Origin of the sequence: Sorangium aterium, assembly GCF_028368935.1 — a bacterium.
Classification (GTDB): Bacteria; Myxococcota_A; Polyangia; order Polyangiales; family Polyangiaceae; genus Sorangium; species Sorangium atrum.
Window position 1 is genome coordinate 2,311,691 of record NZ_JAQNDK010000002.1, and the last position, 24,040, is coordinate 2,335,730.

The following is a 24,040-nucleotide window of genomic DNA, read 5'->3' on the forward strand; positions in this document are numbered from 1 at the left end:
AAACCGTCAAGACGGCGGAGATGCCAGGAAAAATCAGGACCCAGGCGCGTCAGTAGAGCGTCCTGCGAGCGCCGCAAGCATCGCGCCCGGGCGGCGCCAATCAAGGAAAATCTGGATCTGGGTGATGTGCCCGCTTGCGCGCTCCGCTCACTCCACGCGCCCCGCACGCCCGACCCGCGGCCGACCGCGGGACGGGGCGCGCGGCGCTCGGGTCACTGCGCGCGGGCGGCGAGGCGGTAGATGACCGTCTTGAAGGGCGCGTTGCCGGCGATCTTCTCGGCGTCCTTCGACGTCTCGCCCTCGTCGACGATCTTCTGCAGCTTGGTCGCGACCTCGGCGTCGCCCTTCGGCGAGAGGGCGTCGATGACCGAGACCGAGACGAAACGCACGGCCGCGTTCGTGATCTTCGGCATCGCGTCGATGATCTGCTGCCGGACCTCGGGGGTGCCGAGCACGCCCGCCATGTAGGCGGACTTGATCCCCTGGAACTGCGTCTCCTTCGCCTGCGACGCCGGATCGCCGAGCTTGCCGACGTAACAGTCGAGCTTGGTGCCGCAGGCCGAGAGCAGATCCTTCGCGATCTTGATCTCCTTCTCCATCGACTTGCCGACCGTGCCGCCGCCGCTCGTCTTGGTGCCCGCGAGCCGGTCGACGTCGGCGATCTGGTCGGGCTTCATCAGCTTGAGCGCCGTCTGCAGCGAGACGTCGCGGATCTGCGCGACGTCGTCCTCCTCGCCGCGCGCCTCGAGGCCGGTCTTCACGAGCCACGGCACGAGGCTCGCGTCGAAGAAGTTGCTCGCCGCCTCGGCGAGCATCACCCGCGCGTTGATGCCGGCCGGCGGCATCTCGAGCCCCGCGGGCGTCTTGTCGTAGGCCGCCTGGAAGGCCGCGAGGGTCTCCGGCGTCTTGGGCACCTTGGTCAGCTCGCGCGCGATGATGGCGCGCGGCACGTCCTCGGCCTTCTCGAGCGCGGCGAGCAGCGGCTGCGACGACTCCTGCCGGCCGATCGTCGCCAGGACGAGCGCGGCCGCCGCCACGTGGGCGGTCTCCGCGGCCTTCTTCTGCTCCGCGCTCGCCTTGTCGCCGCCGGCGCCCTTCAGGTTCTCGACCTTCGAGTACTCGACGAGCTCCTTCTGGTCGCCCTGGAGTAGCGCGATCGTCGGCTGGATCGCGGGCTTGCCGATCTTCGTGAGCGCGAGGATGGCGGTCGTGGCCGCGTCCGCCTTGAGCGGCGACAGCACCACCTTGAGCAGCGGCACGACCGCCTTCTCGCTGCGCTGCCACCCGAGCAGCTCCGCGGCGGTGATCTGCCAGAACAGCTCGTTCCGCATCGTGGCGACGTCCTTCGGGTCGTTGATCGGGCGCCCGATCATCGTGATGAGCCCGTCTTCCCAGGACTTGCTGTTGATGTCGACCATCGCGTCGTGCACGTCGCGCGAGATCGTCGAGCCCTTGGGCTTGCCGTGCTGGAGCTTCGAGAAGACGGCCATGAGCGGCTCGGCGGCCTTCTCCGACTTCATCGCCCCGAGGCCGCGCACGGCCCAGCGGACGTCCTCCTCGGTGGACTCGGGCTTGTAGTCCTTGAGCGCCTTGATGAGGCAGGCCTCGCCGCGCGGGTCCCTCGTGTCGGAGATGAACTTGATGAGCTTCGAGTTCGTGCGCTCGTCGAGATCGCCGGCCACGCACTTCTGCGTCATCGGCTCGATGATCTTGTCGAGGAGCGGCTTCACGGTCGGCCCGGTCCGGTCCTTGTTGTCACGCGTCATCGCGTCTTCGAAGAACTGGACGAGCCGGTTGACGGAGGCGGTGAGCGTGGCCGGGTCGTCGAGCCGCTTGACGTGCGTCTCGGGGTCGTTCTCGTCGCCGCATCCGACGATGACCCCTGCGGAGAGCGCCATCGACGACGCGGTGGCGGCCCCCAGGAGGAGCGAGCGAAGGAGCGGCAGGATGCTGCGTGCTGAGCGGGACATGGTGTTTCCTCCGGGACCTCGGTGATGCTGCCGGCCTGACCTCGCCGTCGCACGGTGCGCTTCGGGGGAGGCGGTCAGCGGCTAGCCTTCGTTAGCCTGAGGGGACGAAAGTGGACAAAAACAGCGCGCGGCAGGGGGCGCGGCCCCCCTTCGGCCACGACGTGGCGCCGCTCCGCCATGGAAACGGCGAAGCCGACGCTATTCGCCGCCAGAGAACGTGTCAACGCGAGCGCGGCGCCGAGACGAGCCGACGGATCCCCGTGGCGAAGAGCCGGTCGGGGATGACACGGCGCAGCGCGACGAGCGCCCGTGCGTCCCGGCCAACGAGGGTCCGGAAAGGCGGCGATGGGTCGTCGATGAGGCGGAGGATCGCCGCCGCGACCGGGGCGGGCGGCGGCGCCTTGGCGGCGTCCTTCAGGACGATCTGCTCGATCGCCCTGGTCATCGCGCCGTAAGGGCCGTCGAGGGAGACGTGGGCGCCGCGCCGCTGGTTTTCGTAGAAAATTTCGGTCTTGAAGGTGCCGGGCTCGACGAGGCAGACGTGGACGCCGAACGGGGCGACCTCCCAGCGCAGCGCCTCGCTGAAGCCCTCGACGGCGTGCTTCGTTGCCGCGTAGGCGCTCACGCCGGGGAGGCCGACGAGCCCGGAGATGCTCGAGACGTTGACGATGCGGCCGCGCCCCGCGCCGCGCATCGCCGGGAGCACCGCGCGCGTCACGGCCATCAGCCCGAAGACGTTGGTCTCGAACTGCGCCCGGACGTCGCCGTCCGCCTGCTCCTCGAAGGCGCCGCCGACCGCGATGCCGGCGTTGTTGACGAGGGCGTAGGCGGGGCCGTGCTTCTGAAGGATCTCCCGGATCCTGTCGGGCGCGCTCGCCGCGGCGACGTCGAGCTGCTCGATCTCGAGCGTGACGCCCCGCGCGCCGGCGGCGGCGAGGAGCGCGCCGGCCTTCTCGGGGCGGCGCATCGTGGCGATGACCCGGTGGCCCGCGGCCGCGCACGCGATCGCCGTCGCGAGGCCGATGCCGCTCGAGGAGCCGGTAACGAGAACAAGGTGACCCATGACGAAGGGGCGCGAGTATAGGCGAAGCGCGGTGCGGCGGGGGAGCGCGGCATGCGCGGCGCGCGGCACGTCGAGTCGTCGCCACCGCGCCACCGCGCCGCCGCGGCAGGCGCTCAGCCGATGATCATCGCCTCGCTGAGGAGCCGGCCCTCCCTGAAGCGCCGCAGGTTCCAGCGATCGAACAGGGGGAGGGAGGCGCCCTCGGCGATGTGCTGCGCGAGGAGCTTGCCCATGACGGGCGCGATCATGAAGCCGTGCCCCATGAACCCGGAGGCCTGGTAGAAGTGCTCGACCTCGTCGACCCCGCCCACGATCGGGTTCTGATCCGGGGTGAGGTCGTAACAGCCGGCCCACTGCCGCAGCACCTTGACGCTGCCGAGGATCGGGCACGCGGCGACCAGCGCCCGCGCGTACAGGGCGAGGAACTTGTGGCTCGACCCCATGTCGAGGCCGTCGGGGACGTCCTCGTTGGAGATGCCGCCCACGATCTCGCCGCGCATCGACTGGGAGAAATAGAGGCCGTTCGAGAGGTCCGCGACGAGCGGGCCGAGCCAGGGCTTGAGCGGCTCGGTCGAGCAGATCTCGTGGCGGTGCGGGTGGTTGGGCAGCTCCACGCCGAGCATGCGCGCGACCTCGGGGCTCCAGGCGCCGGCCGCGTTGACGACCCGGTGCGTCCGGATCTCGCCGCGATCGGTGACCACGGCGTCGATCCGCGCGCCCTGCGTGCGGAAGCCGAGGACGTTCGTGAAGGTGGCGATGTCGACGCCGAGCTTCTGCGCGCGCTCGGCGTAGCCCCAGACGAACGGCCAGGGGAACACGACGCCGTCGTCGGGGTTGTAGCTCGCCGCGACGACGCCGTCGGTCGAGAGCTGCGGCACGATCGCGCGCGCCTCGTTGGCGGTGAGCATCCGCGTCCCGAGGCCGCACGCGTTCTGCACGGCGACGCTCTTCTCGAGCGTCCGGCGGCCCGCCTCGCTGCGCACGAGGAAGAGGTAGCCGCCCTGCCGGAACCAGATGTTGATCTTCATCTCGCGGGCGAAATCGCGGCAGATGCGGATGCTCTCCTGCATGAGCCGGATGTTCCCCTCGCTCGAGAACTGCGCCCGGACGCCGCCGCCGTTGCGCCCGCTGGCGCCGCCGCAGAGGTAGCTCCGGTCGACGACGACGACGTCGGTGATGCCGTGGTGCCGCGCGAGGTTGTACGCGATCGCGAGGCCCATGATCCCCGCGCCGATGATGACGATCTCGGCCTGCCCCCGCATCGCGCCTCAGCCGAGCTCCGACCTCGCCGCGGCGACGACGGCGGCCTGGAGGGCGCCGTTCGAGGCGATGATGCCGCGGCCGAGCTTGAGCCCGGGGCCGGTGTAGTCGATGGGCGCGCCCGAGAGGTCGGTGAAGCTGCCGCCCGCCCCGAGGAGCACGGCCTCGGGCGCGCAGCTGTCCCAGAGCTTGGCGCCGCCGCCGCCGTGCACGTAGAGGTCGACCTCGCCGGTCGCGATCCGGGCGATCTTCACGCCGACGGAGCCGCAGGGGACGACCTTCGAGATGCCGAGCCGCGCGAGGAGCGGCTCGATCTCCTTCGGCCGGTGCGAGCGCGAGATGATGAGCGTCGCGTCGGCCGGAGCGCTCACGGCCGAGACCCGGAGCGGCCTGCGGCTGCCGTCCCTCGCCTCGATGAAGGCGGCGCCGCCCTCGCCGGCGCGGCCGGCCAGCGCCTCGCCCGTCGTGGGCATCACCACGACGCCCAGCGCCGCGCGGCCGCGGACCGCGAGCCCGATCATCACGGCGAACTCGCCGTTCCTGTCCGCGAACTCGCGCGTGCCGTCGAGCGGATCGACGAAGAACACCCGCTCCTTCCGCAGGCGCGCGGCGAGCTCGTCGCTGGTCGGGACGCTCTCCTCGGCGAGGATCGCCTCGCCGGGGAACGCGGCCTCGAGCGCGCTGCAGATGAGCGCGTTCGCCTCGCGATCGGCGCGGGTCACCGGGTCGCCGGGGCCCTTCATCTCGACGGCGAACGGCGTCGCGTACACGTCCATCACGATCGCCGCCGCGGCGCGCGCGATGCGGACGATCTCGTCGAGCTCCCTGTCGTTCTGGTCCATCCTGCTCACACCTCGATCCCTGCCTGCTTGAGGCGCGCGGAGAGCTCCGTGAGCGCCGAGTCCTGGAGGTAGGGGGGCATGCCGGCCTCGCGGACGAGCTGGTCGAGCTGGGCGACCGAGCGGGGGCCGAGCACGGCGGACGAGACGACGCGGTTCGCGAGGACGAAGCGCAGGGCCGCCGAGCGGAGCGAGGTGACGGCGCCGGAGACCAGCGGCCTGAGCGCGTCGAGCTGGCGGAGCCGGGTCCTGAGCTCCTCGCGGGTCCACCGCTGGTAGCGGTGATCGTCGAGGTAGAACTCGCGATCGGCGCTCCACTGGCCGGCGAGCAGCCCGTGCGCGAGCACCGATCGGGCGAGGACGCCCGCGCCGGACTCGGAGACGTCGCCGGCGACCTCGTGGAGGTCGCCGGGGAGGAAGGCGTTGTAGGCGATCTCGATGACGTCGACCTCGTCGCGCAGCGCGGAGCGGGCGACGTCCGCGGAGCCGGCGCTCACGCCGAAGGCGCGGATCTTCCCGGCCTGCTTCAGGTCCTTCAGGAAGCCGATCGCCTCCGTCGAGTGCATCGCGGCCACGGTGGGGTTGTGGAGCAGCACGACGTCGACCACCTCGCGGGCGAGGCGCTCCTGGGACCGCTCGAACGCGGTGCGGAGGTGGGCCGGGTCGAACCGCTTCGTCGGGGGATCGCCGTCGCGAACGGTGCCGATCTTGGTGACGACGAACGTCGTGCCGGCGCCCTGGAGCCGCCTGCCGAGGCAGCGCTCCATCTCGCCGCGGCCGTAGACGTCGGCGGTGTCGAAGAGATCGATGCCGACCGCGAGCGCGCGATCGATGACGCGATCGATCTCGGTGTCGGCGATGGGACCGTAGCCGTCGCCGGAGAGTCCCCAGGTGCCTAGGGCGAGCTCCGAGACCTGAAGGGTCGTCTTGCCGAGGGGGCGCTTCCTCACGGGCGGCGATCTACACCAGCGCCGGGAGGGCGCCACGAAATAGGGGCGGAGCTCCGGGGCACGGCGCGCCGCGTCGCGCGCCGTGCGCCGTGCGCCGTGCGCCCTGCGACCGCGCGGCCGAGCTCCCCCCGGGGCGGGCGTCCCCGGTCGACCCTCGGCGCGCGGTCGCAGGGCGCGTCCTCCGGGGCCTCACGCGCCGGCGCGGGCCGTCGGGCCGCCACGTCCCTGCGCGCTCGGCCACGGAACGCTCCATGCCAGAGAGCCAGGGAAGGGGAGTGATGCGGAAGCGCGCGGGGCGGCGCCGCCGAGGGCAGGGTCTTCGGGTGACATGTCGAGTCGAGCCCTGCCGGTGGACGACGAAGGGGGCTGGAGAGTATGGCGAAAGGGCCTAATGAGGCATCGGCGGCCGAACCCGTCAGCGACCGGAGGTCGCGGCCGCCCGCGGCGAGCACCACGGCGCGTCGCGCGCTGGAGCTCGTCGCCGTCCGAGGCAAAGACGTGCTCGGCGTCCGCCACGTGCTGGCCGAGGGGCGCGCGCACATCGGCGACACGCCCGCGTCCATCGTGCGCGTGCCGTCGGGGGAGCTCGATAGAGCGGCCCCGGTCATCGCGGAGGTGATCGGCGCCCGCTACGTGCTGCACGTGCCGCGGCGGACGCGGGCGCGCCTCCACGGCGCCGACGGGCTCGCGCGCCTCTTGACGGGCCCGGTCGATATCGAGCTCCAGGAGGGAGACCGCGCCGTGCTCGTGATCGGGGCCGTCCAGATCCGCGCGCAGATCGTGCCCATCGAGATCATCTCACGCCTGGGTGCGTCCGGACTGCGCTGGATCGGACTCATCGGCGCCCTCTACCTCGTCGCGCTCGGCATCTGCGCCGCCCTCGCGCCGCGCGACCGCGCCCGCCTCGACGAGGGGTCGATCCGCCGGGCGGTCAGCGAGGCCGCGGCGCAGCTGTGGCCAGACCACATCCCTGCGCCATGACGTGAGGGCACCGCCGAGCTGGCCGTCACCGGCGGGTGATGCCCGCGCGTCGTGGAGTGGTAGTCTCTGCCCTCCATGCGATTCAAGATCGTTCCGCCCCTGCCGGTTCAACTCCTGCTCTGCCCGCTCGCCGTCCTCGGCTGTGGCAGCGAGTCGCCGGACGGGATCCTGAGCCTGCCGTCCGGCTGGAACTCCATCGAGCCGGGCGGCGAGACGACGTGCTCGCGCGGTGATCCTTTCAAGTACTTCGTCCGTCCGGGCACCGTCAATCGCCTCATCGTCGAGTTTCGCGGCGGCGGCGCGTGCTGGAACGCGACCACCTGCTCGGCCGCGGGATCGCTCTTCCAGGAGACGGTCGGCGACGACGCCCTGGCGACCGGGATCTACGATCATGAGAACCCGGACAACCCCTTCAAGGACTGGCACCATGTGTACATCCCCTATTGCACCGGGGACGTCCACTGGGGCGACAACGTGGCCACGTATGGGGAGGGGAGCCAGGCCGTCACCATCCAGCACAAGGGCGCCGTCAACGTCCGCGCGGTGCTCGGCTGGATCTACGAGAACGTCCCTGCGCCAGAGACGATCTTCGTGACCGGCTGCAGCGCGGGCGCGTATGGAGCCATCCTCTGGTCCGCGCACCTGCGAGAGCACTACAAGAGCGCGTCGGTCATCGAGTTCGCCGACAGCGGGGCAGGGATCATCACCGAGACGTTCTTCAGGGACAGCCTTCCTTCCTGGAAGCCCGAGGGCGCTTATCCCACGTGGATACCTGGCCTCGATCCGGCCGAGATCGCGCGGCTGTCGGTGCTCTACGAGAAGATCGGCGCCCATTACCCCGACATGCGCCTGTCGCAGTACAACACCGCCTATGATGAGGAGCAGGCCTTCTTCTTCAGCGCGATGGGCGGCGGCGACGCCCAGGCGTGGTCAGACGCGATGCGGGCAGAGATCGCCGAAATCGAGGCATCGACGCCGAACTTCAGGTCGTTCCTTGCCGCCGGCACCGCGCACTGCATCCTCTGGCGGCCAGAATTTTACACCCTCGAGTCGCGCGGGACGCGCCTCGTGCGATGGCTGGACGGGCTCGCGAACGGCGCGCAGCCGCCGAGCGTCGCCTGCGACGCTTGCGGCTCGCCTTGAGCGCCGCCGGGGACGGGCGGCGCGGCGGCCGAGGAACCGACGGGCGCGGCCAGCGCGCTGGCGGGCGCTGGCGGGGGGGCGCGGGAAGCGTCGTGGCCCGAGCGGACGCGCTCCGTTGCGGCGGCAGTTGACGCGCAGCCAGAGCTCAAGATTATGTCCGCCGCGAACGCGGGCGCGTGGGCGCATCCGCGGCGGCCTCGGAGGAAGAGCTCCGGGGGGAGACAGAGGGATTCATGCGCACGCTTTGTATCGATATCGGCGGAACGGGGATCAAGGCCATCATCCTCGACGAGCAGGGGAATCCGATGACGGATCGTGTGCGGGTGCCGACGCCCCAGCCGGCCTCGCCCGAACCCATCCTCGATCTCATCGATGAGCTCGCCCGCGCGCAAGGGGAGTTCGATCGCGTCTCGATCGGCTTCCCCGGCGTCGTGATGGAGAACGTGACCAAGACGGCGCCGCACCTCGACAACGAGAAGTGGAAGGGCTACCCGCTCGGCGAGGCCGTCGAGCGCCGCCTCGGCAAGCCTGCCCGCGTCGCCAACGACGCGGGCATCCAGGGGCTCGCCGTCATCGAGGGCAAGGGGCTCGAGATGGTGCTCACCTTCGGTACGGGGCTCGGCTGTGCCCTGTACATCGACGGCCGCTACGTGCCGAACCTCGAGCTCGGGCACCATCCGTACGGAAAGAGGGACCTGAAGTACGAGGACCGCGTGTTCGACGCCGAGTGCAAGCGCATCGGCGCGAAGCGCTGGAACAAGCGCGTGCGCAAGATGATCGCGCAGGTCGAGCCGATCTTCAATTACCGCAAGCTCTACCTCGGCGGCGGCAACGCGCGCCTGCTCGACGCCTCGCGGTTGCCCGAGAACGTCGTCGTTGTGGACAACGTCGCTGGCCTGCTCGGCGGAATCAAGCTCTGGGCCTAGCCCAGGGCGGCCGCGCGCGCGTGTGCTGGCGGGGAGGCTGGCCTCCTCGCCAGCGCGGCCTCCTCGTCTGGCCGCCTTCGCGCCTGAGACAACGCGCCGGCCCGGGGCGGGCCCGCGCGGGGGGCCGCGCCGGTTCCCAAGCGGGCGTGACCGTCGTACCCTGGCCCGATGAACTCGCCCGACGCACCGAAGCCCGACGCACCGCCCGCGGCCAATCCAGCGGCGGACGCTGATCTCGATCCTTTTCGACTCCAGTCGCCGGAGACCCTCGCGAACCCGTACCCCGTGTACGCCAGGTTGCGCCAGGAAGCGCCCGTGTACTTCAGCGCGGCTTACAACGGCTGGCTCATCACCCGCTACGACCAGGTTGCGGCGGGCTTCCGCGACCCGCGCCTATCGGCGAAGCGCTCCAGCGCCTTCGTGACGAAGCTGCCTGACGAGGTGAGGCAGCGGCTGGAGCCCTTGCGCCGCAACCTGGCGTCGTGGGCCTTGCTGCTCGATCCCCCGGAGCACACGCGCATCCGCTCGCTGATCAACAAGGCGTTCGTGCCGCGGCTCGTCGAGGGGTTGCGCTCCCGGGTGGAGACGCTGGTCAACGAGCTGCTCGATGCGGTCGCCCCGACGGGCCGGATGGACGTCCTCCGCGATCTCGGCGACCTCTTGCCGCTGCTCGTGATCGGCGAGGTGCTCGGTGTACCCGTCGAGGACCGGCACCGGCTGAAGGGCTGGTCCAACGCGCTCAGCGGCTTCCTCGGCGCGGGCCGGCCGACGCTGGAGATCGCGGGGGGCGCGCTGAGCGCCGTGGCCGAGCTGGAGGACTATTTCCGCGGCGTGATCGCGGCCCGGCGGCAGAGCCCTGGCAACGACCTGCTCAGCCAGCTCATCCTCGCGGAGGAGCAGGGCACGATCCTCGGCGAGCAGGAGCTTCTCTCCACGTGCTGCATGTTGCTCTTCGGCGGCCACGAGACGACGAAGAACCTCATCGGCAATGGCCTGCTCGCGCTCCTTCTCCACCGTTCCGAGCGCGAAGCATTGCGCGGCACCCCGTCGCTGATCGGCCCGGCGGTGGAGGAGCTGCTCCGATACGACTCTCCGGTGCAGTGGATGAGCCGCGTCGCGCTCGACGACATCGAGCTCGACGGCGTGCGCATCCCGAAGGGTGATCGCGCCTTCCTTGTGCTCGGCGCGGCGAACCGGGATCCCGCCCAGTTCCCCGACCCCGACAAGCTCGACTTCCGCCGCACGGACATCCGTCACATCTCGCTCGGCCTGGGCGTCCATTACTGCGCCGGCTCCGCGCTGGCCCGTGTGGAGGCCCAAGCTGCCATCTCCACGTTCCTGCGCCGTTTCCCCGACGCCGAGCTCTCCCCTGGACCGCTGACCTGGCGCATGAACCCCGGCATGCGCGGCCTCACCTCTATCCCGACAGAGCTAGGCCCCCAGAGCTCCGCTTCCTGACCCAACCCATCGCCGCTTCTCCAGACCATCCTCCACCCCGCCCGTTCCACCCTGGAGCCGCCGGGGAGAGGGGAGGGGGCGCGCGGGGGCGAGGGGGAAGGGCCCCGCGGATCCGAGCGCCGGCCCGCTCCGCAGCCAGTCCCCCCAGATCTCCCTCTCCCGTACAGCCGGCCATAGCCACCACAAGGCGCGAGTCCGCGGGAAGGGCCCCCCTCGCCCCCGCGCGCCCCCTCTCCCCTCTCCCCGGCGGCCGTCGCGCCCTAGAGCGACGGTCACCCGCTTCGGAGACGGGCCCACCTCGACGTTTTCGGTGCTCAGCGCACCGGAGTGCGCTTGCGCGCCGAAAACGCCGATCTGGGCCCGTCTCCTGTGCGGGAGACCGCCGCTCTGCTCTGCATGGTGTAGAGGTGGGCGGAAACCGCTGTAATTCTAGTTGTTGAGCCGCATCCCCGGCGCCAGCTGCCCAGGCAGCGCCACCTTCGCCGCCTCCAGCCCCGCGACCGGATACGCGCAGTAGTCCGCCGCGTAATACGCGCTTGGCCGGTGGTTCCCGCTGCTCCCGACCCCCCCGAACGGCGCGGCGCTCGACGCCCCCGTCAGCGGTTTGTTCCAGTTGACGATCCCCGCCCGCGATTCCCGCCAGAACCGCTCATAAAGCTCCCTGCGATCCGAGATCAGCCCGGCCGCGAGCCCATAACGTGTGCGGTTGGCCAGCGAGAGCGCCTCATCGAAGCTCTCGTAGCGCTGCACCTGCACGAGCGGCCCGAAATGCTCCTCGTCCGGGAGCTCCTTGATCGCCGACACATCGAGGATGCCGGGCGAGAGCAGCGCGGTTCCCTCCTCGAGCCGGCGCATCTCCAGCAGCACCTCGCCGCCGAGCGAGACCAGCCGCGCTTGCGTCGCGAGCAGCTGGTCCGCCGCCGCGAGCGAGATCACCGCGCCCATGAAGGGCTGCTCTGCGTCGTCGTACCTGCCCACCTTGAGCCGGGACGCCGCGTCGACCAGCCTCGCCAGCAGCGCGTCGCCCTCCGGCGTCGCCGGCACGAGCAGCCGCCGCGCGCACGTACACCGCTGGCCCGCCGAGATGAAGGACGACTGGAGGATATGGTGTATCGCCGCCTCGGTGTTCGCGACCTCCTGGACGATGAGCGGGTTGTTGCCGCCCATCTCCAAAGCGAGGATCTTCTCCGGTTGGCCCGCCAGCTGCCGGTGCAGCGCGTTCCCCGTGCCGGAGCTGCCCGTGAAGTAGAGGCCGTCGATGCCCGGGTGACCGGCGAGCGCGACGCCGGTGCGCCTCCCCCCCTGGACCAGGTTGAGCACCCCGGCCGGGATGCCCGCTTCCTGCCAGAGCCGCGCGGTCTCCTCCGCGACCCTCGGCGTGAGCTCCGAGGGCTTGAACACCACGCAATTGCCCGCGATCAGGGCCGGGACGATGTGGCCGTTCGGCAGGTGCCCCGGGAAGTTGTAGGGCCCGAGCACAGCGACCACGCCGTGCGGCCGGTGCCGCACCACGGCCGTCGCGTCGCCCGCCTCGGCGTGACGCTCGCCCGTCCGCTCACGCCAGGCCATCAGCGACACGTCGATCTTGCCGATCATCGTCTGGACCTCGGTGAGCGCCTCCCAGCGCGGCTTGCCCGTCTCCAGCCCGATCACGTCCGCGAGCCGGGCCTTGTGCTCGCCCAGGAGGCCCGCGAACCGCTTCACCAGCGCCGCCCGCTCCTCCAGGCCGCGATCGCGCCACGCAGCGAACGCGCCGCGCGCCGCCGTCACGGCCGCGTCGACCTGCTCCTCGCTCGCCGCGCGCCCCTCGAAGACGATCGCCTGCGTCACGGGGTTCCGGCTCGCGAACGGCTCGCCCGCGCCGGTCACCCAGCTGCCGTCGATGAAATGGGTCGACATGGTCACCTCTCTGTCGCGGAGCTCCCTCCGCGGAACACCACACGGGCTCAGCGGTCCGTCCAGCCAGTATGGTTTGCGCCCACCTCGCTCCGCCAGTGTGCATCGTACCAGAGGCCGGCGTCCCCCGGGCTCGCACGCCCCCGGACGGAACATCGCGCCGGCGACCGCCCAGTGAACGATGGGGCCGCTCGCCGGCCTCGCCAGGGCTTCGCCGCGTCAGGGGGCAACCACAATATCATGTGTCCCGGTGCCACTGAGCCCCAACCCGGGGGGGCCGCTCGGTCGATGGCTCTCCCGGTGAGAATCCAGGAGCCGAGATCTCAATGCTCTTCGTGCTCCATCGTCCCGAGTTCGCCTGTGGCGGGCGCGCGACATTCACGGGAATGCCCCGTGGCGAACAGGTGTGCTGACCGTGTTTGCGCTTTGGATCACGCTCCGGGCGCACTGCAGCAGGGCGCTCTCCACGCCCGGTGACACCAAGTCTTGACGGTCCTGTGGCTGGCGTGGAGACGTGCTCATGTCAGTTTTCCCGCCGATGCATCACACGGTGGCTATCTCAGACATCCATCTATGTGAGCTCGAGCCGACCGACGGCCTCTGGATGCGCTATCGGCAGGCGCCGTACTCCCCGGACGGGGAGATCGCGGCGATGCTCGACGCGCTCCGGGGAGAGGTCCGGAAGGGGGCGGGCGGCTCCGGGGGGCCCGGCGCGGAGCGCGACGAGCTCACGCTGGTCCTGAACGGCGACATCTTCGACCTGGATGCGCCTCGGGTGATCGGAAACGAGAGCGTGGTCCACGACCTGCCGCGCACCGCCGAGCACGCCGTGCCGGCGATGGAGGCCATCCTGCGCGATCATCCGGTGTTCGTCGCGGCCGTCGGCCGGATCGTCGCGGACGGGCACACAGCGGTCTTCGTGGCGGGCAACCACGACATCCAGCTGACGCTGCCCGAGGTGCGCGAGGCGGTGCAGCGGAGCATCGTGGACGCGGCCATGCGCGAGCTCGCCACCCGGGACGGTGGCGCTCCGGCGGGCTCGACCGAGGAGCTCCGCGCGGCGCTCGCGGCGCGGGTGGCCTTCCGCGCCTGGTTCCACCGCACGCACGACGGCGTCATCGTCGAGCACGGCAATCAGTACGACTCCTACTGCTGTTATCGCTATCCGATGGCGCCGTTCGGCCGGAAGCCGGGGGAGATCCAGCCGACGATGGGCTCGCTCGTGAGCCGCCTGCTCGTGTCGCGCATGGGGTACTTCAACCCGCACGTCGACTCGTCGTTCATGCTCTCCGGCTTCGGCTATCTCTCTCACTGGACGCGGTACTACCTGTTCTCTGGCCGCTCCCTCGTGTTTGCCTTCGGCGTGGGCGCGCTGCGCACGATGATCGAGCTCGTGCGCCGGCGCGACCCGAGCCGCCGGGCGCTCCGGCGCGCGGACCTCGCCGCGGCCGCCCGCGAGACGGGCGCGCCTTTCCCCGCGGTGGTCAAGCACGCGCGGCTGTTCGCGCGGCCGGCCGAGGACTGCCTCGGCCGCGTGGCGCGCGAGCTCTGGCTGGATCGCCTCGGGCTCGCGGCGATCGGGATCCTCGCGGCGCTCGCGTGCCTGTGCTGGATGCCGGGGGGGCTCGCGGCGGCGGCGTTGCTCGCGCCGACGCTCCTCGTCGCGTACGAGTGCGCCGTGCCGAAGCCCACGCTCGACGCTGTCTGGAAGGGCGTGAACCGGGCGGCGCGGTCCGTGGCCAGGGCGCACGGCGCCAAGGCCGTGATCTTCGGGCACACCCACAACCCGGAGGGGAGCTGGGAAGCCGGGGTGTTCTTCGGGAACACCGGCTCCTGGTCCGCGGCGTTCGAGGACATCGCGTGCACGAAGCCCGTCTTCGAGGCGCGCCCCCTCGTCTGGCTGCGGTCCGAGGAGAACGCGGGTCCCGAGGCGCCCCTCTCGGGCGGCCTCGTGATGTGGAAGGACGAGCGGTTCCAGCCCTGGAGAGCCGACGCGAGGCCGTCCGTGCCGAGGAAGGCCGAGATGGCCAAGCGTCCGCGCCCGGCGCTCCGTCCGCGCCCCGCGCTCCGGCCCCAGGCGACGGCCGCGCTGCGCGGCTAGGCTGCCGGCGCTCATCGGGTCGTACAGCGCCTGTCGGGTTGAGCCCAGCGCGCCCGGACGATAGAGTCTGCGCGGACCTCGGCCCTGGGGAGCTCCCCGGCGCGATCCGCGGAGTGGACGACGCATGAGCCTCAGCGAGCGCGAGCGGATGGCGCTGACGCAGCCCGCAGGCAGCGCGCCCGCCTCGACCGAGTCGGGCAGCGCGCCGCCGGCCGGCGCCGCGTCGGACGTCACGTTCAGGCTGCGCGAGTCCCCGGGCGCCGCGGCGCCCGAGCTTCCGCCCATCTCCGTCACGGCCCCGGAGCGCCTGTCCGCGGAGGAGCGCTACGAGGATCTCGGCTGCATCGGGCGCGGGGGCATGGGCGAGGTGCGCCGCGTGCGCGATCGCATCCTGGGGCGCGTGCTCGCGATGAAGATCCAGTCGTCCGAGACGCGCGACGCGACGCCCGATCGCGCCCGATTCCTCGCCGAGGCGCGCCTGACCGCGGCGCTCCAGCACCCGGGGATCGTGCCGGTGCACGAGTGCGGCGAGCTCGCCGACGGGCGGCTGTGGTTCACGATGAAGGAGGTCCGCGGGCGCACATTCGGCGAGGTGATCGCCGAGGCGTACGCGGCCGGCGGCGGGAGCCTCTCGCCCGTCGCGCTGCGGCGGGCTGTCGACACGTTCCTCCGCGTCTGCGAGGCCGTGGCGTACGCGCACAGCCGCGGCGTGATGCACCGCGACCTCAAGCCCGCCAACGTGATGATCGGCGAGTTCGGCGAGGTCCTGGTGATGGACTGGGGCCTCGCGCGGCCCGCCGCGCCGCTGCGCGGGTCGCCCGGCGCCGCGGGCGCGGCGGACGTGATCGAGGCGGCCCCGCTCACGCAGCCCGGGGAGGTGCTGGGCACGCTGCTCTACATGGCCCCGGAGCAGGCGCGCGGCGAGGGCGATCGCCTCGGCGCGGCGAGCGACGTCTACGCGCTCGGCGTCGTGCTCTACGAGATCCTCGCCGGGCGCCACCCTTACGGCGGCCAGCCCGCGGCGGTCTGGGGCGCGCTCCTCACCGGCGCGCTCAGGCCGGTCGAGGCGAGCGCCCCCCACGAGGTGCCCGCGGAGCTCGCGGCCCTCTGCGCCCGCGCGATGGCGCTCGCCCCGGAGGCTCGCACCCCGGACGCGGGCGCGCTCGCCGCCGAGCTCCGGAGCTGGCTCGACGGCGCGCGGCGGCGCGAGCGCGCGCTCGCGATCGTGGACCATGCCCGCGCGATCCGGCCGGAGATCGAGGCGACCCGGGCGCGCGCTCGCGCGCTGCGCGACGAGGCGCGGGCGATCCTCGACGGCCTGAGCTCGTTCGATCCGGCCGAGCAGAAGGCGCGCGGGTGGCGGCTCGAGGACGAGGCGGAGCGCCTGGAGCGGGAGGCGTCGCTCGGCCAGGTCGAGTGGATGCAGATCCTCCGCTCGGCGCTGAACGAGGCGCCGGACCTCCGCGAGGCGCACGAGGCGCTGGCCGACCACTACGCCGAGGAGCTCCTCGAGGCCGAGGAGGCGCGGGATCCGCGGGGCGCGGCGCGCGCCGAGGCGCTCCTGCGGCAGCACGACCGCGGGCGCCATGCGGTGCTGCTCGCCGGCGACGGGGCGCTCACGCTGGCGACCGCGCCCGAGGGGGCGCAGGTCTCCCTCCACCGCTACGTCGAGCGCGACCGCAGGCTCGTGCCCGAACTCGCGCGCGAGCTCGGCCCCACGCCCCTGATCGAGGTGGCGCTCCCGCGCGGCAGCTACCTCCTCGAGGTGCGCGCGCCGGGGCACCACGAGGCGTGGTATCCCGTGCTCATCGAGCGCGGGCGGCGCTGGGACGGCGTCCGGCCAGGCCGGGAAGGGGCCCACCCGGTCCGCCTCCTTCACCTCGGCGAGCTCGGCGAGGACGACCTCTACGTGCCCGCCGGCTGGTTCCTCGCCGGCGGCGATCCGGACGCGGGGGACAGCCTCCCGCGGACGCGGCTCTGGTGCGACGGCTTCATCGTCCGGAGGCACCCGGTCACCAACGCCGAGTACCTCACCTTCCTCAACGCGCTCGTCGCGAGCGGGCGGGAAGCCGAGGCCCTCGAGTGCTGCCCGCGCCTCCCGCTCGGCCGCGCCTCCTCGGGATCGAGCCCGGACTCGCTCCGGTTCGAGCGGGGAGACGACGGCCGCTTCCGGCTCGGGTGCATCCAGACCGACGTCCAGGAGGAGCCGAGGATGCCTGTCGCGTTCGTCCACTGGCGGGCGGCGGTGCGTTATGCGGCGTGGTACGCCGCCGGGACCGGCGCGCCGTGGCGCCTCCTGAACGAGCTCGAATGGGAGAAGGCGGCGCGGGGCGTCGACGGCCGGTGCATGCCCTGGGGTGATTTCCTGGAGCCGACCTGGGGTTGCATGCTGGGCAGCCACGAGGGCGTCGCCGGCCGGCGGCCCGTCGACGACTTCCCGCAGGACGAGAGCCCTTATGGCCTGCGCGGCGCGGCGGGCAACGTGCGCGACTGGTGCATCAACGCGTGGAAGCGCGAGGGGGCGCGGACCGAAGCGGGCATCGTGCTGCTCGATCCGGCCGACGACGGCGACGCGGATTTCCGCGCGGCGCGGGGCGGCGCGTGGTCGACGTCGCCGAACCTCTGCCGCGCGGCGGGGCGCTTCGCGGGCAAGCCCGGGGATCGCTTCGGCGGGATCGGGTTCCGGCTGGCGCGCCCGGCGCCGGGGTGAGCGGCTCACAGCGCTCCGCCTCCGTGCGCTGGCTCCGTGCGCTGGCGGCCTGCCCGGGCGTGCGCAAGGCGGCGCCCCCGGTCGAGGCGTCAAGCGCGCTGGCCGCTCACGCGGGCCTCATCACGCCATGGTAGTAGTACCAGGCGCTCTGAGGGTCGATGTCGCGCGGATCGATCGACGGCGTATCCCCGACGAACAGCTGAGCGAAGCTCACCTTGCTCGGGGTCCTCTGGAAGATGAGGCCGTTCTGGGGCCGCTCCATCTTGTACCAGATCGCGTTGCGCAGCTCGCCGGCGCTGCCGAGCTCCACGAGGAGGCCGATCCGGCGCCCGATCGGCCCGTCTGGATCGACGGCCCAGTAGAGCGCGCTGGCCGGAGAGGTCGGCTGGTAGATGCCCTGAGTCCACTGCTGCCCGGACGCCTCCTGGTCCGTCGAGAGGACGCTGCCCCCGACGAGCCAGTCCCGGAACTCCTTGGGGTAGTCCGGCGCTCCCGGGCGGTTCGTGAACCCGAACGAGGCCAGGGTGATCGCCCTCGACTTGATGGGGGCGAGCCTCGACCAGTACTCGGTCTTCGCGATGAACCCGCCGGGGGGTGTCAAGCCCGTCACGGCCACATGGAGGAGCGGCGTCCCGGTGCTCGTCTCGAGGAAGCGGAGCTTCGAGTCGATGGGGATCTGCGTCCGGTCCGGCTGATCGCCCCCCTTGGGCAGGAGGTCTCCCCGCGTGACACCCAGCTCGCTCGTGATTGATCCAGTGCTCATGGCTTGATGAACTCCTCGTCTCGTGTGTGGAACCTCGGAATGTTAGCCGGCTCGTCCGGCGCGAGCGCGACATCCGGCGGGGCGGACCTCGCCGGGCGCGCGCTCGCGCCGGGGGTTCACAGGAGACCCACGGTGATGGGCTGGAAGAAGACCTGGACGCCGGTCCTGGTCCCCGCCTCGTTGCCCTTCGTGTCGCCGACATAGTCGAGCAGCGAGACGAGGTTGCCGGTCGAGAACGAGAAGAGGTCGTGGCTGTGGTTCGTGTCGAGGTACTCGTGCTCGAAGTACGTGGGGCTGAGGATCCCGGTGATCTCCCGGGGCGCGGTGTAGAGGTGGAACCAGCCGGTCCCCTCGGCGCGCGTCCAGTCGCTCTTCGTCTCGATGGCGTCGATATGGACGGAGGCCCAGACCTCGTTGCCATTGAAGACGTGGAGCTCCACTTCCAGAGAGGTGCGCGGCCCGTGCCCGCCGAAGTCGGCATCGCCGCCGACGCGCGGCGGGATGTAGAACGGCGTCTCTGCCTGAAACGTCACCGCCGAGGAGAGGGCGAGCGCGGCGCCGTCCACCTCTCCCTCCGCAGCGTCGATGTCCACGTCCTCCTGGACGAGATCCTCTGCGGCCGACTCTCCAGCGGGCGTCACGGCGCAACCAGCGAGCAGCGAGAAAGACAGCGAAGCGAACAGTGCACGCATCATGATAGAGCTCCCTTCGAGGTGTGCCTGCGCGCTCTCCTGCCGAGATAGCGGTGCAGCGCGCGGCGCTTTGCCTTTCAGCAGGCGTCGTGCCACCGCGAGGAAACGAGGAATCAGGCCGGATCCGTGGCGCTGTCGCGTCCCGGCGCGGCAGGTCGAGTCACCCTCGCTCGACTTGAGCAAGACCTGCGCGAGCGGCGCTTGCGCGAGCGCCGCGCGGCCCATCCTCGACAGCCTTCCCGGGCGTGGACCTCACCTCCTCTTCCGAAGGTGCGCTGTTGCTGGAATTCCGACCGGGGTGCTGTTGCTGTAAATATTCATTCATGCTCGATGCCTGGGATCGGCGCTCGGAGGCTGCACTCTGCATTGAAGGGGAGAGGCAAGGTGTGATATGTGTTGCCCATGAAGGTTGGGGGAATTCATCTCATCACAGTTGCCGCGCTTCTCGCCTGTGGGTGCGCCTCCTCTTCGCCGCCCTCGTCCTCGACGCCGCAGAGCCTGGGGGGTGGTGCCCCGGGGGTGGCCGTCGCTCAGCCGGCGGCCCCGGCCGACGACGCCGCCGCGGCGGGCCCTGCCGGTCCCCGGAGCCGCCGCTATCCGGTGGAAGAGCTGCGCAGGGTGGCTCGCGTCGCGTCCGCGCGTTGCAAGAAGGCGAATGCGCCCTCGGACTCGGGCTGCCTCCTCACCGAGGCCACACCATTCCTCAAATATCGGCCCGAGGATCCGGATTGCCGTTACGTGTCGGGGACCGCGCTGTCCGTCGCCGAGTGCTCCGATTTCGAGGAGGGCTGCCAGAGCGTGGACGCGAAGGATCTCGACCACCAGATCGCGGCCCTGCAGACCGCCGGCAAGGACTGCAATCGCGAGCCGACCGACTCCGAGCGGGCAGAGCTGCTGAAGCTCCTCGGCGCGAAGTGAGGCCCTGCGTCCCCGGCGCGCGTCAGCGCGTGGCCTTGCCCTTGCGCGGCCGCGGGATGCCGTAGGCGCTCAGCCGGGCCACGAAGGTGCGGCGGGGCATGCCCAGGAGCGCCGCGGCCTGCGTCTGGTTCCCCGCGCACTGCTCCAGCGCGTCGACGATCCGCTTCCGCTCGATGGCGTCGAGCTCGCCCCGCAGGCCGCCCCCGCCCTCGGCCGGAGGGACCGTGCCGGCCGGCGCGGCGGCCTCGGGCGCCGCCGCGGGGCGCGGCTCGGCAGGCGCCGCCGCGGGGCGCGCCTCGACGGGCGGCAGCGCGGCGGCGGCGTCGAGCAGGAGGTGCTCCGGGAGCAGCGTGTCCCCGCCGGAGAGCACGACCGCGCGCTCGATGACGTTGCGCAGCTCGCGGATGTTGCCGGGCCAGCCGTGCGCCTCCAGCGCGGCGAGCGTCTCGCGGGCGAACGCCGGCGCCGGGCGCCCGAGCGCGCTCGCGGTCCGATCCGCGAGCGAACGAGCCAGCGGCGCGATCTCGGAGATGCGCGCCCGGAGCGGCGGGATCGTCAGCGCGATGCCGTTCAGCCGGAAGAACAGATCCTCCCGGAAAGCGCCCCGCTTCACCTCGGCGGCCAGATCGCGGTTCGTGGCCGAGATGAAGCGCACGTCGATGGGCCGCGGGCTCAGCCCCCCGACGCGCATCACCTTCCGCTCCTCGAGCACGCGCAGGAGCTTCACCTGGATGCTGGGCGGCAGCTCGCCCACCTCGTCGAGCAGCACCGTGCCCTTCTCGGCCGTCTCCAGGAGGCCCGGCTTCGCCTGGACCGCGCTCGTGAACGCGCCCCGCTCGTGGCCGAACAGCTCGCTCTCGAGGAGCGACTCCGAGAGCGCCGCGCAGTTGAGCCGCACGAAGGGCCCCTGCGCGCGCGGCGAGCGCCGGTGGATGTGCTCGGCCAGCACCTCCTTGCCGGCGCCCGTCTCGCCGAGCAAGAGCACCGTGATCGGCGCGCCGGCCACGCGCTCGGCCAGCGCGTAGAGCCGCTCCATGGCCGGGTCGAGCACGATGGGCTGGCCCTGCCCCTGGCCCGGCGCCGCGCTCGCGGTGCCCTCGCGCGGCAGGATCACGATCAGCGTCGAGCCGAGGTTCACCGCGTCCCCGACCGAGAGCTCCATCGTCTTGCCCTGCTCGGGCTGGAGCTCGACGAGCTTGGTCGTCGGCCCGGCGCTGCGCTCGCGGCGGAGGCGGGTCCCGTTCGCGCTCCCGAGGTCCTCGATCGCGATGGGCGGGCCGAGGTGGATGATCGCGTGCCGGCGCGAGACGGAGCTGTCGTCGATCGGGACGTCGTTCTCCGGCGACCGGCCGAGCGACACCCGGCCCTCGGCCGGCAGCGGGTGCCGCGTCACGCGGCCCCCGGCGAACACCGCGAGCTCCAGGGCGCCCTGCACATCGTTCCGGGTGGACTTCGCCGAGGCCACGTTTCTCTCCCTGTTCACTGCGCCTGGTTCTACCTCGCCGCGCCGCCCCCGTCTGCTCACGTCTCGAGCCACGCGCGCGCCGGCTGGCGCGCCGTCGTGGTCTCCGCGCACGGCGGGCGGGAGCGCGCACGGCGGGACGGCGAGCGCCGGAGGAACCTCGCTGCGTTGCGGGCGATGAAGCGGGTATGGTACTTGTCGCTCCATGAGGCCTGGGGGGTCCTTGCTCGTCCTCGCCTCCGCGTGCGCGCTCCTCGCGAGCGCGTGCTCCGGAGCGCCGCAGCCCGCCGCGGGCCCGCGGGCCGTCGGCGCCGCGAGCGCCGAGCCCGCTCGCCCCCGGATCCCCATGTATCCGGCGGCCGAGCTGGACCGGATGGCGCGCCTCGCCGCCGCGCGCTGCAAGAAGGCGAACACACCCTCGGACGAGGCGTGTCTCCTCACGAATGCCTCCACCTTCCTGAGGTATCCGCCCGGGGATCCCGATTGCCGCTATGTCGCGGGGACCGCGCTCTCGGTCGCCGAATGCTCCGAGTTCGAGGAAGGGTGCCTGAGCGTGGATCCCCAGGATCTCGTCCGCCAGCTCGATGTCCTGCAGAGCGCCGGGAAGGACTGCCAGCGCGAGCCGACCGACGCCGAGCGCGCCGAGGTGCTGCGGCGCGCCGGCGCGAAGTGACGCGCCGGCCCCGAGGCGGGGGACAAGCCTGAGGCGGCCTCGATGCAGCGTGGGAATGTCCTCGTCCTGCCGCCGACGCTGCCATCATCGATCGTCGCCACGCCGGCCGGCGCCGACGCGCCGACGCTGAAGATCGCCGGCGTGGGCCCGCCACCTTCACCCGTGGCCGCCTCGATGGTCACCGAGAACTGGATCGACGTCCCTGCGTCCGAGACGGTGATATTCAGCTTACCATTGCTGTAAGTGGCCTCGATCGAACCGCCAAGGCGCCATAAGACGCCAGGATATTTGGTCGTATGGCGTCTTATGGCGACCTGGCGACTCATTCCTCGCTTGAACAACGTGATTCGGGTTCTAGGAGGTTTCCGCGCCGCTCGCCGCGGCGTCGAGCGCGGTGTCGAGCGCGATCGCCTCGGTGCGGTCGACGTCGGCCGCGACGCGGGCGAGCTTCGCGCGGATGCCGCTCACCGCGTCGGCGCCGAGCGGCAGGCGGAGCGGCAGCGGGTCGAGCCCTATCGCATCGACGATCGCGCGCGCCGCCTTCGCCGGATCGCCCGGCTGCGATCCGTCGGACCCGGCCGCGTACGCGCGCGTCGCGCCGACGGTGGGCGCGTAGGCGTCGAGCGCCGGCATGGACCGGAAGGCGCCCCCGAAGAGGCGCGTGCGGAACGCGCCCGGCTCGACGATGAGGACGCGGACGCCGAGCGGCGCGAGCTCGGCGGCCATGCACTCCGAGAGCCCCTCGAGCGCGTGCTTCGCGGCGCAGTAGGCGCCGAAGCCGGGCCCCGTCGTCAGGCCGCCCATGCTCGTGATCTGGACGATCGCGCCGCTCCTGCGGCCGCGCATGTGCGGAAGCACCTCGCGGGTGAGCGCCACGGCGCCGAAGAACATCGCCTCCATCGCGGCGCGGAGCTCCTCCTCGCTCGTCTCCTCGACCGCGCCGACAAGGCTGTAGCCCGCGTTGTTCACGAGCACGTCGATCCGGCCGAAGCGCGCGAGCGCCGCCACGACGCCGCGGCGGATGTCGTCCGGCTTCGTGACGTCCAGCTTCACGACCTCGACGCGCCCCGGCGCCTCCGCCGCGAGGCCCGCGAGCGCGTCGACGCCGCGCGCCGCCGCCACGACCGAGTCGCCACGCCGGAGCGCCTCCTCGGCGATCGCGCGGCCGAAGCCGGAGGACGCGCCGGTGATGAACCAGATCCTGGAACCGTCGTTTGCAGTGCTCATGGGTCTCTCTCCTCTGCCTTCGACGGGGAGCCTACGCCGCGGTGCTGCGCCAAAAAACGGGGTGAATCTGCACGGGATGTTAAGCTGCGCTTCATGATCCAGGACGACCTCGCGGGCCTGTCGGTGCTCCTCGTCGTGGCCGAGAAGCGCAGCTTCACCCGGGCGGCGGCGGAGCTGCGCGTGACGCCCTCGGCGGTGAGCCAGACGATCACGGGGCTCGAGCGGCGGCTCGGCGTGCGGCTCCTCCAGCGCACGACGCGCAGCGTGGGCCTGACCGAGGCCGGCGCCCGCTTCCTCGAGCGGCTCCGGCCCGCGCTCGCGGAGGTCCGCGCCTCGTTCGAGGCGCTCGACGAGCTGCGCGAAAGGCCCGCCGGGACGCTGCGGCTGAACGTCCCGAGGATCGCGTGCCGGCAGGTGATCGAGCCGGCGCTCTCGGCGTTCCTCGCGGCCTACCCGGAGATCCGCGTCGACGTGGCGATCGAGGACGGGCTCGCGGACATCGTCGCGCAAGGGTTCGACGCGGGCATCCGCCTCGGCGAGACGCTCGACAGCGAGATGATCGCGGTCCGCGTCAGCGAGGAACAGCGCATGGCCGTCGTGGGGTCGCCGGCATATCTTTCGGCGCGCGGCAAGCCGAAGCACCCGCGCGACCTGCACGCGCATGCGTGCATCAACTACCGGCAGATCACGAGCCGGAACGTCTACAGGTGGGAGTTCACCGAGGACGGGAAGGACTTCGACATCGCGGTGAGCGGGCCTCTCGTGTGCAACGATCCCGATCTCATGGTCCGCGCGGCGGTCGACGGCATCGGGCTCGCCTACGTCCTGGAGGCGACGGTGCGGGACGAGCTCCACGGCAAGCGCCTCGCGCGCGTCCTCGAGGGCTTCTGCCCGCCCTTCCCGGGGTACTTCCTTTACTACCCGAGCCGGGCGCACGTGCCGCCCAAGCTCTCGGTGTTCATCGACTTCCTGCGCCGGCGCGGGAGCCGCAGGCGGCGCGGCGGATGA

General features: G+C 71.9%; 20 protein-coding genes. 10 read left to right on the top strand and 10 right to left on the bottom strand.

Annotation, left to right across the window (positions count from 1 at the left end):
• Positions 1-212: 212 nt before the first annotated feature.
• From POL72_RS23650 to POL72_RS23670, 5 genes are all read right to left on the bottom strand, one after another.
• Positions 213-1,970, bottom strand: a complete 1,758-nt coding sequence (locus POL72_RS23650; RefSeq protein ID WP_272097781.1) for a hypothetical protein — start codon at positions 1,968-1,970, stop codon at positions 213-215.
• Between the two features lie 220 nt (positions 1,971-2,190).
• Positions 2,191-3,033: an SDR family NAD(P)-dependent oxidoreductase gene (locus tag POL72_RS23655; RefSeq protein WP_272097782.1), complete on the bottom strand. Its 843-nt coding sequence runs from the start codon at positions 3,031-3,033 to the stop codon at positions 2,191-2,193.
• A 113-nt stretch (positions 3,034-3,146) separates the two neighbouring features.
• On the bottom strand, positions 3,147-4,295 hold the full coding sequence (locus POL72_RS23660) for an NAD(P)/FAD-dependent oxidoreductase (protein WP_272097783.1): 1,149 nt from the start codon (positions 4,293-4,295) through the stop codon (positions 3,147-3,149).
• 6 nt (positions 4,296-4,301) lie between these two features.
• Positions 4,302-5,135, bottom strand: a complete 834-nt coding sequence (locus POL72_RS23665) for a 3'(2'),5'-bisphosphate nucleotidase CysQ family protein (protein WP_272097784.1) — start codon at positions 5,133-5,135, stop codon at positions 4,302-4,304.
• 5 nt (positions 5,136-5,140) lie between these two features.
• Positions 5,141-6,082 (bottom strand): aldo/keto reductase, encoded by a 942-nt coding sequence (locus tag POL72_RS23670; RefSeq protein ID WP_272097785.1) that lies wholly within the window; start codon positions 6,080-6,082, stop codon positions 5,141-5,143.
• Positions 6,083-6,457: 375 nt separating this feature from the next.
• On the opposite strand from POL72_RS23670, the gene POL72_RS23675 reads away from it, so the two are divergent.
• The 4 genes from POL72_RS23675 to POL72_RS23690 all read left to right on the top strand — a co-directional run bounded on the left by POL72_RS23675 (position 6,458) and on the right by POL72_RS23690 (position 10,590).
• Positions 6,458-7,063, top strand: coding sequence for a hypothetical protein (locus POL72_RS23675; RefSeq protein WP_272097786.1), 606 nt, complete (start codon positions 6,458-6,460; stop codon positions 7,061-7,063).
• Between the two features lie 75 nt (positions 7,064-7,138).
• Positions 7,139-8,206 carry a pectin acetylesterase-family hydrolase gene (locus POL72_RS23680; protein ID WP_272097787.1) on the top strand — a complete coding sequence of 356 codons (1,068 nt, stop codon included), beginning with the start codon at positions 7,139-7,141 and terminating at the stop codon, positions 8,204-8,206.
• A gap of 233 nt (positions 8,207-8,439) precedes the next feature.
• The gene (locus POL72_RS23685) at positions 8,440-9,132 is read left to right on the top strand and encodes an ROK family protein (RefSeq protein ID WP_272097788.1); all 693 of its coding nucleotides are present in this window, start codon (positions 8,440-8,442) and stop codon (positions 9,130-9,132) included.
• Between the two features lie 168 nt (positions 9,133-9,300).
• The gene (locus tag POL72_RS23690) at positions 9,301-10,590 is read left to right on the top strand and encodes a cytochrome P450 (RefSeq protein WP_272097789.1); all 1,290 of its coding nucleotides are present in this window, start codon (positions 9,301-9,303) and stop codon (positions 10,588-10,590) included.
• Positions 10,591-11,019: 429 nt separating this feature from the next.
• On the opposite strand, the gene astD is transcribed toward POL72_RS23690, so the two are convergent.
• Positions 11,020-12,489: a succinylglutamate-semialdehyde dehydrogenase gene (astD, locus tag POL72_RS23695; RefSeq protein WP_272097790.1), complete on the bottom strand. Its 1,470-nt coding sequence runs from the start codon at positions 12,487-12,489 to the stop codon at positions 11,020-11,022.
• A gap of 547 nt (positions 12,490-13,036) precedes the next feature.
• Between astD and POL72_RS23700 the strand changes: the two genes are divergently transcribed.
• Both POL72_RS23700 and POL72_RS23705 read left to right on the top strand, forming a co-directional pair.
• Entirely contained in the window at positions 13,037-14,587 is a 1,551-nt protein-coding gene (locus tag POL72_RS23700) for a hypothetical protein (protein ID WP_272097791.1), read from the top strand.
• Between the two features lie 124 nt (positions 14,588-14,711).
• Positions 14,712-17,297, top strand: a complete 2,586-nt coding sequence (locus POL72_RS23705) for a bifunctional serine/threonine-protein kinase/formylglycine-generating enzyme family protein (RefSeq protein ID WP_272097792.1) — start codon at positions 14,712-14,714, stop codon at positions 17,295-17,297.
• Positions 17,298-17,403: 106 nt separating this feature from the next.
• Here POL72_RS23705 and POL72_RS23710 read toward each other — a convergent pair whose 3' ends face one another.
• Both POL72_RS23710 and POL72_RS23715 read right to left on the bottom strand, forming a co-directional pair.
• Positions 17,404-18,060, bottom strand: coding sequence for a hypothetical protein (locus POL72_RS23710; RefSeq protein WP_272097793.1), 657 nt, complete (start codon positions 18,058-18,060; stop codon positions 17,404-17,406).
• Between the two features lie 116 nt (positions 18,061-18,176).
• Positions 18,177-18,755, bottom strand: coding sequence for a hypothetical protein (locus POL72_RS23715; protein ID WP_272097794.1), 579 nt, complete (start codon positions 18,753-18,755; stop codon positions 18,177-18,179).
• A 516-nt stretch (positions 18,756-19,271) separates the two neighbouring features.
• Here POL72_RS23715 and POL72_RS23720 point away from each other — a divergent pair.
• Positions 19,272-19,670, top strand: a complete 399-nt coding sequence (locus POL72_RS23720) for a hypothetical protein (RefSeq protein WP_272097795.1) — start codon at positions 19,272-19,274, stop codon at positions 19,668-19,670.
• Between the two features lie 22 nt (positions 19,671-19,692).
• Here POL72_RS23720 and POL72_RS23725 read toward each other — a convergent pair whose 3' ends face one another.
• Positions 19,693-21,135: a sigma 54-interacting transcriptional regulator gene (locus tag POL72_RS23725; RefSeq protein ID WP_272097796.1), complete on the bottom strand. Its 1,443-nt coding sequence runs from the start codon at positions 21,133-21,135 to the stop codon at positions 19,693-19,695.
• A 202-nt stretch (positions 21,136-21,337) separates the two neighbouring features.
• Here POL72_RS23725 and POL72_RS23730 point away from each other — a divergent pair, with 202 nt between their 5' ends.
• Positions 21,338-21,805 (top strand): hypothetical protein, encoded by a 468-nt coding sequence (locus POL72_RS23730; protein ID WP_272097797.1) that lies wholly within the window; start codon positions 21,338-21,340, stop codon positions 21,803-21,805.
• A 42-nt stretch (positions 21,806-21,847) separates the two neighbouring features.
• Positions 21,848-22,048 carry a hypothetical protein gene (locus POL72_RS23735; protein ID WP_272097798.1) on the top strand — a complete coding sequence of 67 codons (201 nt, stop codon included), beginning with the start codon at positions 21,848-21,850 and terminating at the stop codon, positions 22,046-22,048.
• A gap of 111 nt (positions 22,049-22,159) precedes the next feature.
• On the opposite strand, the gene POL72_RS23740 is transcribed toward POL72_RS23735, so the two are convergent.
• The gene (locus POL72_RS23740) at positions 22,160-23,032 is read right to left on the bottom strand and encodes an oxidoreductase (RefSeq protein WP_272097799.1); all 873 of its coding nucleotides are present in this window, start codon (positions 23,030-23,032) and stop codon (positions 22,160-22,162) included.
• A 93-nt stretch (positions 23,033-23,125) separates the two neighbouring features.
• Between POL72_RS23740 and POL72_RS23745 the strand changes: the two genes are divergently transcribed.
• Entirely contained in the window at positions 23,126-24,040 is a 915-nt protein-coding gene (locus tag POL72_RS23745; RefSeq protein ID WP_276596882.1) for a LysR family transcriptional regulator, read from the top strand.